The sequence below is a fragment of the Polaribacter sp. KT25b genome (genome assembly GCF_900105145.1).
Classification (GTDB): Bacteria; Bacteroidota; Bacteroidia; order Flavobacteriales; family Flavobacteriaceae; genus Polaribacter.
In genome coordinates, this window is record NZ_LT629752.1 from 1,700,930 (window position 1) to 1,713,347 (window position 12,418).

The window sequence follows — 12,418 nt, forward strand, 5'->3', positions numbered from 1 at the left end:
TACTGGAATTGTTCACATCAAACACGACTTTGCAGTAGCCTAACAAGTGGCTACTTGCCAGACTAACAAACAAACTGCTGTTAAGGCTTTTTTTTATTGTATTATTGTTTCGGAATATATTTTTTATTTGTTTTAACATTTATCAAATACCAATGTTTTGAAGGCATATCAGAATATGTCCATAAATGAACCTTGTTTCCTTTGTCTGCATTTTTGTTATCTACCAAAGCTAAACACATATTATGGTTTCTTTTGGGTATAATAGCAAATTTGCCATTTCCTTTGTGTTCTAGATAAAACTGCTGAGAGCCTGCCTTATGTGTTGACCACAAATGGATAGCTGTTTTTTTACTTGATTTTCCACCATAACAATCTAATGCAAATTTACTATCGCTTGCAGGTGTTATTATATAGTAAGACAAATATTTATTTTTATGAAATCTATATTTTTTTGCACCACTATTATCTTTTGTCCAAATCTGTAAACGTTGTCCTTTCATTTTCCATTTCTTTTTTTCTCTATTGTAAGAAATATCGAAGTAGCCATTATTTGCATTACCTGTATTTGCAGATTTTATATAATATGTTCCAGCTGGAATTTTAGTGCCTTTAATTTTAGCTTCTTCTTTACCTGTTGCGGTATTTGTCATCATACGCTCCCATACCGTTTTTCTATAATCTAGGTCTTTCTTTTTGTACTCTTTAACTTTACTTCTATAAATATTTCCGCCATTGGCAGCACTACTAGGCATTATGTAAAAACGAACATAGGTTCTGTCCTTTAATATTTTAGCCCATTTTTCATCTATCTTTGTAAATAAAGCATCCCAATCTTCTTTTATAAGGCTACTTCTCATTTGTCGAGTTTCTTTAGGAGTAGCGCCATGAATCTTTCCTATAGTAGGGAATACATCAAAATAAAATTTCCTAACAGCATCAAAAGATCCTTCTATAATAGGACCACTTAATTTTTTTGCATGTTTTGGACAACATTTTTTATCACATTCTCCCTTAGAATGAGTATGTTTTGATGCAACTTTGGCATCAGCAATTAATTTATCTGCTTCACTTGAAGCCATTTTAGCAATTTTTTCTGCTCCTTTAACTAGTTCATCTAAATTAGCTAGAAGGCTTATTGCTTCTTTTTTAATTATGGAAACCAATTGGCTGGTAATTGTATCAATATCAACTTTTCCTTTAATTTTTGGAATTCGCAGTTTTTTTCCAAATACAATAATATTGAAGTCTAGTTCACCTCCTAAACTACCATCAGTATTATAAATAAGAGATGCATGCGATTCCCTTATTTCAAGAGTATTAAAAATGGTTTCTATAATAGGCTTAAGCTGCTCAATTTTGCGGAGTTCATTTACTAAATCATCTTTAATCTTATCGTCAAAGTTTGCAGCAATTTCAAGTGCTTTTTGTTTTACGTTCATTTCTATATCCCGAAGTCCTAAAGCACCCATAGCCTTAGCTCCCGGAAAAGTTTTTAAATCATCCATACCAATAGAGGCTGTCAAAGAAAGTGGATCAACACTTCCTGCAAAACCAAATTTCCCTAATTTCCCAAAATTTAAAGAATATAAATTACCATCTTTAGTAAGAGGTATATCTCCAAAACCAGGAATGGATAGTTTGTTTTGTGCAAACGCTGAATTAAAACAGATAATTGATAGCACAATTATGATACTTACAATTTTTATTCTTCTCATTATTTTCTAATTAGTATTTAATATTTTATAACGTAAAAAATTAATAGTTCTACATGTATATTGAAAAATAGTAAAATTCCATTATAATCTATTTAAATCTCGGTTTTCTTGAGTGCACGCCAACATGTTTGTATATGATTTGTTGCGTGTTTCAAGCAACTAATTTAGTAAATAATTATCGATCAAGAAAGCCCGCGAGGACTTTTGTAACTAGGCTAAAATCAGTAATTAATTATACAAGTTGTTGTGTGGCGTTTTTATTTAATTTTTCATAGCTTACTATATTAATTCAATGAGTTTTCAATTAATTCTATTGTTTTCTGATACTCCGATTCAAGTCTCTCATGCGTTTTGTAGAATTCATCCAGATATTCATACATAATGTCCATTACTTCGCGATAAGTTGTTTCAGAATCAATATACTCAAGTTTTCGCTCAATTTTAGCTCTTGAATCCAAAAAATTATGTTGAATACTATATGAAACTGATAATTGTTTAATTAGTTCGATATTCAGGTCTGGAAATAAATTACTATATATAGCTGCTTCAAACATTGCTCTATTAAGAGCTGATTTTCCTAATCCAGGGAAACCTGGTATTCTTGCAGCAAATGGTTTTTCTTTAAATGGTACTATAAAAAAAGATGGATTCTGACCATTTTCTTTAACTAGTTGGTTGATACGTATCGCAAATTCATATATTTCTACCTTCCTGTCTGATATGTACTCTAAATTGCTGGACAATTCTACTTTCAACCCAAATAATAGCTTTTCTTGGTCTTTCTTAAGTCTTTTGTTTGTGCTCCACTCAGATGCCATCACTCCAAGAAAAACACCCAGTATCAAAACAAGTAGTTCTATAAGATAGGTTTTAATTTTTTTTACTTTTCTTCATATTTTTTAAGTTTAGATCTAACAGAAGTAAAATGAAACACAACGTTGTTGTTTATTGAAAGTTGCGATTTTGTGAACGAGGAATTTTGCAGCGGAAATTCAGAAGTTTGCAAAATCTCAACAAGTTTTAAATTATGCTAAATATAGCAATTTTCTATACAAGGTGTTGTGGCTTGTTATTCTTTATTAAATATTTATTCATTATTTTTTAGTTGTAATAGCTCCAAATATAATTCCAGCAGTTCCTAATAATTTAATTCCAGTTATGTTAGTCATTATAATTCCTAAAAACAATCCAATCAAAATTCCGAGAATTAATATTCCATGATATGTTATGTGGCGTTTTTATCTTTTTATTTTATTTTTTTGTTTCTAAATATTCTGTTAATGCTTCTAAATAAAGGGTGTTAAAAGTGCTACTTGAAAATGGATTCTGACTAGTAATTAAATTTCTATCCTTTATAGCAAAGTTAGCTTTTGGCAAACCGCTTCTGTATATCAGCCCTAATTTTCTTAGTTGTTTGGCTATTTTCCTGTTTTTTGGTTTTCCTTTCATTATAAATTTTTCAATTACAAATTCTTCAAAAGGTGATACAGAATTGACTTTATATCCAATGTATGGGTTTTCTTCTGCTGGTATTGTCAAAATAAGGCTAGGAGCGTGGCAAATAAGTCCAGTTGGCTTATTCTCTTTAGCAAAAAGTTTTAAAAGAATAGGAATGTTTTTGTCTTCTATTAAATCTATCATTAAACCTTGTCCACCCGGAATAATAATTCCTACATAATTACCTTGATTTTCAATTGCATTTTCAAGTGTAATTGGGCTATTGAACGAATTGTCTTTTGTTATAAACTCCAGGGCTTCATTCTTAATTTCTAATACTTCTTTCCAATATTTATCATTAGTACTCTCTTCATCAATTGTTGCAACATTTCCATTTGGTGTGGCAAATTCCACAGTATATCCATTTTCCGAAACAGATTTATATGCCAAATAAAATTCATTTAAAAAGACTCCAGTTTGTCGTAATTTTTGCCCTTTATTAAGCTCTAAAGTGTCTGCTGCACTCAAAACAAAAAGAATTTTCTTGTTTTGAGCAGAAAGTGATATGTTCGTAATCATTACAATTGTTATAATTAAAATTAGTTTTTTCATTTTAAGGTTATTTAGCTGCAATAATTTCAATTTCTATAAGACAATTTGGAGCTGTTGCTAATAAAGGTAAAGGAACAATGGTACTAGCTGGAAAATTTTTTACTCTCCATTCTTTAGATGCTACGTCTATTAGAATTTGTTTTTTTTCGAGTGTAAAATCTACAATATAAACAGTCTGCTTAACAACATCATCTAATGATAATCCAGCTGTTTCTAGAGCTATTTTTACATTAGAAACAGTTTGTCTAACTTGTTCTTCAAAATCTTCTGAAACCAATTTACCTTCTATATTTGAAGCCCATTGACCTGAGAAATAATACATTTCTTTTCCTTTTGGAACTTTAACAATATGAGAAAATCCATTGTACTTAGGATTAAATAATCCTTTTGGGTTGATAAAACTGTTTTTTTCTTGAGCCATACTATTATTGTTTAGAGTGTTTACGTTTTTAGATTCCGTGCACGAAAACAATACTAACAATATTGTAAACGACATGATTTTTTCTATCATAATTTTAGTGTTTTAATTATGATACAAAGAAAGTACACATAAAATTTGTATACATTTACATATGTCGATAATACTAGTTCTTGCTATTTTTGGCTCTATTTCGACTTAGTTGTGTCGGAGTTATACCAAGGTAAGAGGCAATATGATATTGAGGAATTAATTGTTCTAATTGAGGATATTCTCTTTGAAAAATAGCATATCGTTTGTTTGCTTCTAACAATACAATTTCTACTTCTCTTTTTTCTTTATCAACAAAATAGTGTTCAGCAATTTTTCTTAAAAGCCTTTCTAAATCTTGATATTTGTCTAATAAATCAGTTAATTTTTTATAGTTTCCTATTAGTAAATTACAATCGGTTAATGCTTGTTGATTTATAGTACTTGGAAGTTGAGAAACCAAAGAAGAATAGCCACCAATCATATTGTTTTTCGTGAAGAAATGTTTGTTATATTCTACTCCTTCATTATTACGATAGAAGGCTCTAACAACACCTTGTTTAAGAAAACCAAAATTTTTAGCGACCTCTCCTTCTTGTAAAAAATACTCACCTTTTTTTAATGAATGCTCTGTAAAAAGGGTTTTTATTTCATTCCAAGTCTTTTCTTTAATAGGAGAAATAGCATTAAGAAAATTATAGAGGTCTTTCAATTTAGATTTCGTTTTTTTTTAATGACACACAACTTGTTTATATATAGTTAGTGGCGTGTTTAAGCAACTAATTTAGTAAATAAAACACAGATAGAAAATCCGTGAGGACTTTCGTAAGTAGGCGAGTACTAGCCATTAATTATACATGGTATTGTAGGTAGTTTTTATATTCTAAATCCAATTCCAAGTTTTAATAAATTTACATTTGTGTTGAATTTTATGTCAGGAACATCGTCAACGTTAAGTTTTGTAAAATCATATTGAGCTTGCATAAAAATTTTCCTGCTAATGTCATATGCTATTCCAAAATTCAAACCAAATCCACTCAACTTATCAGATTCATCCGATACATCCATTCCATTGTTAGATCCTGATAATTGGAAATTCATAAATGTATAGCCTAAACCAATAAATGGGTGAAAATTTTCAATAGATTGAATATTAAATTCAGCGAAGATTTTCGGTTGAATTATATAGGTAGTAACTAAAAAATCTTGAGGTGAATTATTTTGATTAGAATTGTCGACTAAAACTCCTCCGTTAATACTTATTCCAAGTTTTAATGGATTCAATTCTACAAACCTATATTTCAATCCAAGGTCAATTATTCCATATGAGTCTTCTCCTAAGAAGTTTTGGTCAATAGTAATTGGGTAGTTTACTTCCAAACTAAATTTCGAATCTTGAGAAAAAGCGTTAGGTGTAAAAATCAATAATAATCCTACTAATAAATTTTGTTTCATAGTTCTGTTTTTTAATTACCTACAACCTTGTTTTATATTGTTTGTTGCGTGTTTTAAGCAACTAATTTAGTAAATAAAACACAGATAGAAAGTCTGCGAGGACTTTCGTAAGTAGGCGAGTACTAGCCATTAATCATAAACGGTGTTGTGTGTAGTTATTATTTTGTTAATTCTTTTAATATATTTATTGTTTCAATATTACTAGGTTTTAAGCTACTATTCGAATTTATAATTTCTCCTTTTTTATTTATAATTGAATTAGTTGGAAATCTTTTTATAGATAATGTTTTCATTAAATTTTTTTCTTGATTTTGCTTTAACAGAATATAATTATTTTAATAGTTCCCTTTGATTCATCTTTTAAAAGAATTATTCTTTTATTGGTATAATTATATTCTTTTTAATTTTTTTATATTTTGCTAAAAGAGAATCTTTAAATATAGAATTATCTAATACATCATTTATCAAGTCTAAATTATTTTCATATACATTAGTATTTTTCTTATTTAAATATGTCGAAACGAATTCAATAAATAGTATTTGAGTTAAAAATGGACGGTCGATATTTTCCTTCTTTATTTGTAATAAAATAAAATTAAATCGTTTATCAACAGGTAGTTTTGCAATTTCTGCTTGATTTGAAAACATGTAATATCCAAATATATTTTGTGATAAATTATCTGAAATATTACCGTTTATTAAATATTCTGATTTTACGGTAGGTAAATCAAACAAGTTATATTTAGAATAATCAGTTTTTAAATTAATATTTGATAAATCTTTTATATCAGTTTGTGTTGTATTCTTTTTAAATTTATGTAAATTAAAAAAACTAAAACTTGAAGGATAAGCATATAACTTTTCAGCCTCAAGCCAGTTTAAAAAAGGTTTCGATAAAGTTTTATTTAGTAAAAGTTTATTAATATAATTTTCTTGAAGACCATAAAGACTATCTTTAAAATTTAAGAATTTTTCAGCCTTTAATTCGGCTCTTTTTTTTCTTAATAACTCATAATCAAGTGGATTTTTCAAATAAAAACTAATTAAGTTTTTATTAATTTCACTACTGTTTCCAGAAACACTTAGCCTTTTTAAAAAAGATGAATTTGTTTTAGCACTCCCATCAATAATTACATTTAAACTATCCCCTGGTTTTACAATTAATTTAAATAGATAATTATATGCTATTTTAACATCTTGTTGCTTTGTTAACTTAAACTTAAATTTAAATCTAAAAATATTAGTAGAATCAACTATAAGAGATTCTTCAAAAATATCCTTGTTAATATAGTCTTTAGCATAAAAAGTTAATTTATTACAAGTGTCTATATTCTTGATTTCTCCAGTTATAGTAACAAAGTTTTTTTTATTTATGGAATTTAATTTTTTATTATTTTGTGATAAAATTGATAAAGAAAATAATAATAATAGTAACCTTTAAATATTATTTTTCATATTTTTTTTTATTAATTACACATAACGTGTTAATATAAGCTTTGTTGCGTGGTTTAAGCAGTGAATTTAGTAAATAAATCACAGATAGAAAGTCCGTGAGGACTTTCGTAAGTAGGCTTTAACCTAGCGATTAATTTTATACGGTGTTGGCAACTGGCTTTATTTTGATGTTTTAAATTCTATTAAAAAAGGTTTCAATGGGACACCTTCTTCTGTCCTAAAATTGTTAGTTATAAATATTTGATATTTTTTATTTGGTTCTAACTTTACTGGTATTGTCCAAGAAGTATTGTCTTTTCCCCAATACCTTCCGTTCAGCGTTCCTTTCGGAAATGCATCCTGTCCTAAATTTCCAAAATCTACACTTGTATTGTGTCCATTTAAAGATTGCGAGAACTCAATAGTTATTTCTTTAGTCTTTGGACTAACATTTTGAGCTTTATTCTTAAACTGCTTAACTTTAACAACAGTTGGTCTTTTATTTTCAAATATTTGATAAAGTTTGTCGAGTGGTTTAGAAAAGAAATTAGTTCTATTAACGAAATCCTCAATTTGAGTTTCATTAGTGTAGTCTAATTCAATCATCTCTTTTATTGCTGACTGTTTATCTTTTGCTTTATTATAATTTATTTCAGCGATAGCATATCCTATATAATATCCTAAATCTCTTGTTTTAAACTCATTTGGGAAATCACTCCAAAGCCAATGATGAATATTATTTCCATAAAACACTTCTTCTTCAAATTTCTTTTTAACCTTGTCATTTTGTTTTCCATAATTTATAGCTGGTGTAGCAGATGGTACTTCCATTGCAATCACAGAAACAAATTCAGCTATCCCTTCACGAAGCGTATAGGATAATAAATTGTCAACTTGTTCATTTTGTTGCGTATGAACATATTCGTGAATATTTAACAGAACTAAATTATCTATTGGTTTGCTGTCGAAATATTTACGTCTACCTTTTCCTAAATCTCCTTGAAATTCAGAAGCAATTGTATTTTTATCTGACATTGCTAATTCACTCCCGATAAGAACTAGACTGTCAATAGTAGTTCCATTTGTTCTTAAAGCTCCAATAGTAAAATAAATTCTTGCAGCTTTTAACTCCGGATAAATTTTTCGCATTTTTTCAATACCTTCTCCTAATTCAGAAACATACATTTCCGTTTTAAGAGTATTTTTACGAACAGAATTCCAAAATTTTGGATAATTATTTATTGAGTTTATATAATCTTGTGGTGTATAATTTCTTGCTTGCCTAATTCCTTTTAAACCAACTGTTCCATTTTTTAAATATAAACTATCGAGATATTTGTATTGTAAAATTGAATCTTGAGTTGATGTGATTTTATCATATGCTTTCCAAAAGTTTGTAATATCTGAAGTGATGATGTTCTGTTTTGAGTCTTCAACTTTTTTGTCACATCCAAAAAGCGTGAAAATTAAAATTGTTATTAAAAATGTATTTTTCATTGGTTAGTGTTTCATCTAAAGACTATGACTTTTGTTACAGTTGTTCGTTTTGCTTGTTGCCAAACGGTCTCGGCTATGAGTAGTTGCGTGGTTTAGCACTTAACTTTGCAAGTACAAACCAAGTTGGAAATTCCGCAGGAATTTCCAACGTAGGCGAGAACAAGCAATTACTTATAGCCATTGTTGTAGGTAGTTATTTATTCTTTATCCAAATTCAGATAATACAGTTTTGCAGCTTCCTGAATTTCATCATCTAAACTGTCATCTAGCGCATATGAATAAAGTACCCATTCATCGTTTGGTTTATAAAATTTAAAAATAAATCTAATCGGTTGTCGGTCGTATTTTACGAGATATGAGTATAAAACAAAACTTTCAGCAAATTTTTTTGTAGTGATTAATTCTTGTCCGTAATACTTTCCCATATAACTTTCTGTAAATCCATTTACCGTTCCAATAATTTTATCAATATCATCTTTTATTCTTTCAGTCCATTTATTTGTTGCATATAAATCCTTTACTGCTTTTCCAGCGTCCTTTTCATAAGTGGCAAAAAAAGTGTCAATCAATTTTTGTGGACTAGATTGTGCAAATAAGTTACTTGATGCTAAAATCATTAATGCGATTAGTGTTCTTTTCATTTTTTTCTATTTTTATTGAGTTCTGTTTAATTACCTACAACGTTGTTTTGTATGGAAAGTTGCGATTTGTGAACGAGGAATTTCCAGCGGAAATTCAGAAGTTAGCAAAGAAGCAACAAGTTTTAGTTTAGCTAAATATTGCAATTTTTTATACACGGTGTAGTGCGTAGTATTATTTCAGTTCGAGTATTTTCCATTCCGCTATCAGGTTTTTTAATTCAATTCCGCTAATTGTTTTTCTATCTTCATATGAACTTGAAACTTCAAATAAAATAGCTTCTTGTTCCATAATATTACCATTTTCAATAGTTGAAAATAAGTTCAACTGATAAACTATTTCATTTTCGTCCATTTTCCTGAAAGCGTCTCTTTCTTCGTGAAGAGTTTCGTTATCATCTTCAGGAATAGCTAGTTTCCAAATATGTAATACTTCTCCCTTTTTCGGTTCTTTCCTGAAGCTTACCCATCGATTTCCAAGTAAGTCATTATTAACATCTTGGGAATACATTAAGGGTTTAATAATAGGTAGATTAATAGATTTTCTAATTTCATTGGATTTTTTTCCATACGCAAGTCTAGATGCCTTGAATTGGTGTATGGTGAAAATAGTTAAAAATACAATAGCAATACTACCTATTATTCTAAGAATTTTTCTAATTATTATTTTATATTTCACAGGTCTTATTAGTTTTATTTACAATAGTTTGCGGGTATTGCGTACAACGAGTTTTTATAAGATTTGTGCGACTGGAAAATCGGAGATTTTTCGGACGTAGCAAATCGTTTGTTAAATGTTTGTAGGTTCGTTATTTAGTTTAAAAGTAAGCATAAATTTTATGAGGTGTTGGGTACTGGCTTTTACCTAATCATTTGTTTTTATTAATGTTAAATTTTCTCTTTTTTTATAATCCTTTGGGTTCGGATAAAAATCAAATTCTAATCCACAATTATCACCACTTCCAAAAGGCATTCCTCTTTCTATTAAATCACCTTTGTTATTGTAAAAATCAAAAGCACCATCAATTCCACCAGTTTGCCATTTTCCTCTTTTCCATAAATCAACTCCAGGAATACTGTCAAACTCATAAGTTCCATCTTCTTTTAAAATCAAGAATCGCTCTTTATCAAACAATCCGTTTCTCTTTAGGAACTTTTTTGATTTAACTTTATGAGTTGAATAAACTCCAACAAATTCATTCGATATTCTGTCATTAGAGTTTGGAATTACAATTTTATACCAAAATTGAATTAATCCGTAACAAAAAATCGGAATTATTAAGAAAATCAATCCAGTCATTTTTAGTTTTTTTGATTTTTTAATCAATCCAACTAATAAAATTATGATCGAAATAATCAATCCGACTATTCCGATAAATGACAAAATCATAAATATTAAACTTTCTAGCATATTTTTTATCGGCTTGTGGCTAAGGTGTTTATATATGGTTTGTTGCGTGTTTCAAGCACCTAATTTAGTAAATAATTACTGACCAAGAAAGTCCGCGAGGATTTTCGTAAGTAGGCTTTTTGCCAGCAATAAATTATATATGTTGTTGTAGCACGTTTTTATTCACACTTATTTAATTCCGAATAATATTTAATTGGATTACGATTTTTATATTTTATTCTACTTAATGATTTACAAAATTTTTTCTTGTCCGTATTTATTATTAATTCTAAATACACCATAAATTCCTCTGCATATTCTCCATCTGCAAAACTCGCTAGATTTAAACTTGGTAAATAAAAATCAGAGTTTTTTTCAGAAATCACTTTTTCAAAAATCAGTCGAGTAGTGTCATAGAAAAAGTCAGTTTTCCCCATTTTATGTTCAGGTTCAGTTGTTTCATAATAGTTTCCGAATTCAGTATAGTTTTCAGGAACTAATTTTATTAATACAGATTCAGGAATTATTTCTTTCTTTAAATAAAATTCAGATGCTGTATTTAAATTCTCTTCATAATTATCAATTATTATTAAATCCTTTAATAAAGAAGTACCAATTCCAGTTCCGTGAAATGTTCTGAACCCAGTATAAATTCCTCCATCAACTTTATGAGCTTGGACAACAACGACAGTATCTTTTCTTTCTGTTCTTGCATCTATTAAACAAGCAAGGAATGGAATCTCTAAATCAATAGGAATATATTCTTTCAGACCAATATTTACATAAATTGCTCTATTTTCATCAACATCATTTTGAGTTGCTAATTTTCCTTTTATGTGTGGTGTATTTTACCAATTATTAATATTAATTGAATTGATGTCAAAAGATTCAAATTCTTGAGCATTTATCGAACAAGTAATAATCAGAATAGTTATTTTTAAAATCAATTTCATACTTTTCTCAAATGTGCTACCGTGTTTTTATATGATTTGTGCGACTGGAAAATCGGAGATTTTTCGGACGTAGCAAATCGCTTGTTGAATGTTTGTCGTTTGTATTAGTTCAAATTTAAGCATAAATTATATGAGGTGTTAGCCACAGTATTTTTTCTTTAGTTCTTGAGCTTCATCAAAACTTTTATATCCCATTAATAGTAATCCTTCTGTGCAATTAATTTTCTTTTCTTTCAACTGTTTTTCTACATATTCTCGATATTCCTCAAATCCTTTATATTGTTCTGGGATTAGCTTTATTGATTTTTTCCCATCAATATTTCTCAATTTATCGTGAATTACTAAATTATAAATATTTCTCTCAAGTACATTTTGATGAGATTTGCTCTCAAGTTTAAAATTAAATGTTCTCGTTTTAGATTTATGAGTAATTGTCAAAGAATTGCTTATTCCTAAACTCCTTTTTTCTGTTGGGTTCCGATGTCCTAAATTGATTTTTTCATTATAATAAGCGTTTATAGATAAATCGAAATCAGTCAATTCCTCGTATTTAATTTTCTCTGAATAGTTTATTATCAATTCATCTTTCTCGAGCTCAATAAAACCTTTTTTTAAGTTCTTGATTTTCTCAAAATCATAATATTGATAAAAATAAGTAAATAATATTGTCAGCATTCCAATCATCATAATTGAAGCTAAAATTCCTTTTCCAGAATCAGTATGAAATATTTCGTTGTATATATATGAAAAAACCAATCCAATAATCATTAAAAATAATCCTGAAAGAAAAATCACTTGTGTATTTGAAGTTTCGATCTTTATAATTTTATGAATGTAGG

Annotated in this window: 14 protein-coding genes; all 14 read right to left on the minus strand. The window is 28.4% G+C overall.

Going from position 1 to position 12,418, the window contains the following annotated elements:
* Positions 1–101 precede the first annotated feature (101 nt).
* Positions 102–1,715 (minus strand): RICIN domain-containing protein, encoded by a 1,614-nt coding sequence (locus BLT70_RS07265; protein ID WP_091893060.1) that lies wholly within the window; start codon positions 1,713–1,715, stop codon positions 102–104.
* Positions 1,716–1,999: 284 nt separating this feature from the next.
* Complete coding sequence (locus BLT70_RS07270) at positions 2,000–2,533, minus strand: hypothetical protein (RefSeq protein WP_091893062.1); 534 nt, start codon at positions 2,531–2,533, stop codon at positions 2,000–2,002.
* A 433-nt stretch (positions 2,534–2,966) separates the two neighbouring features.
* Complete coding sequence (locus BLT70_RS07275) at positions 2,967–3,764, minus strand: DJ-1/PfpI family protein (protein WP_197678383.1); 798 nt, start codon at positions 3,762–3,764, stop codon at positions 2,967–2,969.
* Positions 3,765–3,771: 7 nt separating this feature from the next.
* Positions 3,772–4,275, minus strand: coding sequence for a RidA family protein (locus tag BLT70_RS07280; protein WP_091893064.1), 504 nt, complete (start codon positions 4,273–4,275; stop codon positions 3,772–3,774).
* Between the two features lie 73 nt (positions 4,276–4,348).
* Positions 4,349–4,924, minus strand: coding sequence for a Crp/Fnr family transcriptional regulator (locus BLT70_RS07285; RefSeq protein WP_091893066.1), 576 nt, complete (start codon positions 4,922–4,924; stop codon positions 4,349–4,351).
* A gap of 164 nt (positions 4,925–5,088) precedes the next feature.
* Complete coding sequence (locus tag BLT70_RS07290; protein ID WP_091893068.1) at positions 5,089–5,667, minus strand: outer membrane beta-barrel protein; 579 nt, start codon at positions 5,665–5,667, stop codon at positions 5,089–5,091.
* Positions 5,668–5,825: 158 nt separating this feature from the next.
* Positions 5,826–5,960 (minus strand): hypothetical protein, encoded by a 135-nt coding sequence (locus BLT70_RS17510; RefSeq protein WP_302847806.1) that lies wholly within the window; start codon positions 5,958–5,960, stop codon positions 5,826–5,828.
* 76 nt (positions 5,961–6,036) lie between these two features.
* Entirely contained in the window at positions 6,037–6,699 is a 663-nt protein-coding gene (locus tag BLT70_RS07295) for a hypothetical protein (RefSeq protein ID WP_091893070.1), read from the minus strand.
* 582 nt (positions 6,700–7,281) lie between these two features.
* Entirely contained in the window at positions 7,282–8,598 is a 1,317-nt protein-coding gene (locus tag BLT70_RS07300) for a hypothetical protein (protein WP_091893072.1), read from the minus strand.
* A 197-nt stretch (positions 8,599–8,795) separates the two neighbouring features.
* Positions 8,796–9,239, minus strand: a complete 444-nt coding sequence (locus tag BLT70_RS07305) for a hypothetical protein (RefSeq protein ID WP_091893074.1) — start codon at positions 9,237–9,239, stop codon at positions 8,796–8,798.
* Between the two features lie 172 nt (positions 9,240–9,411).
* The gene (locus BLT70_RS07310; protein ID WP_091893076.1) at positions 9,412–9,915 is read right to left on the minus strand and encodes a hypothetical protein; all 504 of its coding nucleotides are present in this window, start codon (positions 9,913–9,915) and stop codon (positions 9,412–9,414) included.
* Between the two features lie 186 nt (positions 9,916–10,101).
* Complete coding sequence (locus tag BLT70_RS07315; RefSeq protein WP_157691855.1) at positions 10,102–10,536, minus strand: hypothetical protein; 435 nt, start codon at positions 10,534–10,536, stop codon at positions 10,102–10,104.
* A 269-nt stretch (positions 10,537–10,805) separates the two neighbouring features.
* Positions 10,806–11,063 (minus strand): hypothetical protein, encoded by a 258-nt coding sequence (locus BLT70_RS07320; RefSeq protein WP_091893081.1) that lies wholly within the window; start codon positions 11,061–11,063, stop codon positions 10,806–10,808.
* A gap of 654 nt (positions 11,064–11,717) precedes the next feature.
* The gene (locus tag BLT70_RS07325) at positions 11,718–12,374 is read right to left on the minus strand and encodes a hypothetical protein (protein WP_172824399.1); all 657 of its coding nucleotides are present in this window, start codon (positions 12,372–12,374) and stop codon (positions 11,718–11,720) included.
* Positions 12,375–12,418: the final 44 nt, after the last annotated feature.

Excerpts from the sequence above, each read along its gene's own strand:
- BLT70_RS07275 (WP_197678383.1), bottom strand. The coding sequence starts at position 3,764 with ATGAAAAAACTAATTTTAATTATAACAATTGTAATGATTACGAACATA.
- BLT70_RS17510 (WP_302847806.1), bottom strand. The coding sequence starts at position 5,960 with ATGAAAACATTATCTATAAAAAGATTTCCAACTAATTCAATTATAAAT.
- BLT70_RS07315 (WP_157691855.1), bottom strand. The coding sequence starts at position 10,536 with ATGACTGGATTGATTTTCTTAATAATTCCGATTTTTTGTTACGGATTA.
- BLT70_RS07300 (WP_091893072.1), bottom strand. The coding sequence starts at position 8,598 with ATGAAAAATACATTTTTAATAACAATTTTAATTTTCACGCTTTTTGGA.
- BLT70_RS07270 (WP_091893062.1), bottom strand. The coding sequence starts at position 2,533 with ATGGCATCTGAGTGGAGCACAAACAAAAGACTTAAGAAAGACCAAGAA.
- BLT70_RS07320 (WP_091893081.1), bottom strand. The coding sequence starts at position 11,063 with ATGGGGAAAACTGACTTTTTCTATGACACTACTCGACTGATTTTTGAA.
- BLT70_RS07290 (WP_091893068.1), bottom strand. The coding sequence starts at position 5,667 with ATGAAACAAAATTTATTAGTAGGATTATTATTGATTTTTACACCTAAC.
- BLT70_RS07280 (WP_091893064.1), bottom strand. The coding sequence starts at position 4,275 with ATGATAGAAAAAATCATGTCGTTTACAATATTGTTAGTATTGTTTTCG.
- BLT70_RS07305 (WP_091893074.1), bottom strand. The coding sequence starts at position 9,239 with ATGAAAAGAACACTAATCGCATTAATGATTTTAGCATCAAGTAACTTA.
- BLT70_RS07265 (WP_091893060.1), bottom strand. The coding sequence starts at position 1,715 with ATGAGAAGAATAAAAATTGTAAGTATCATAATTGTGCTATCAATTATC.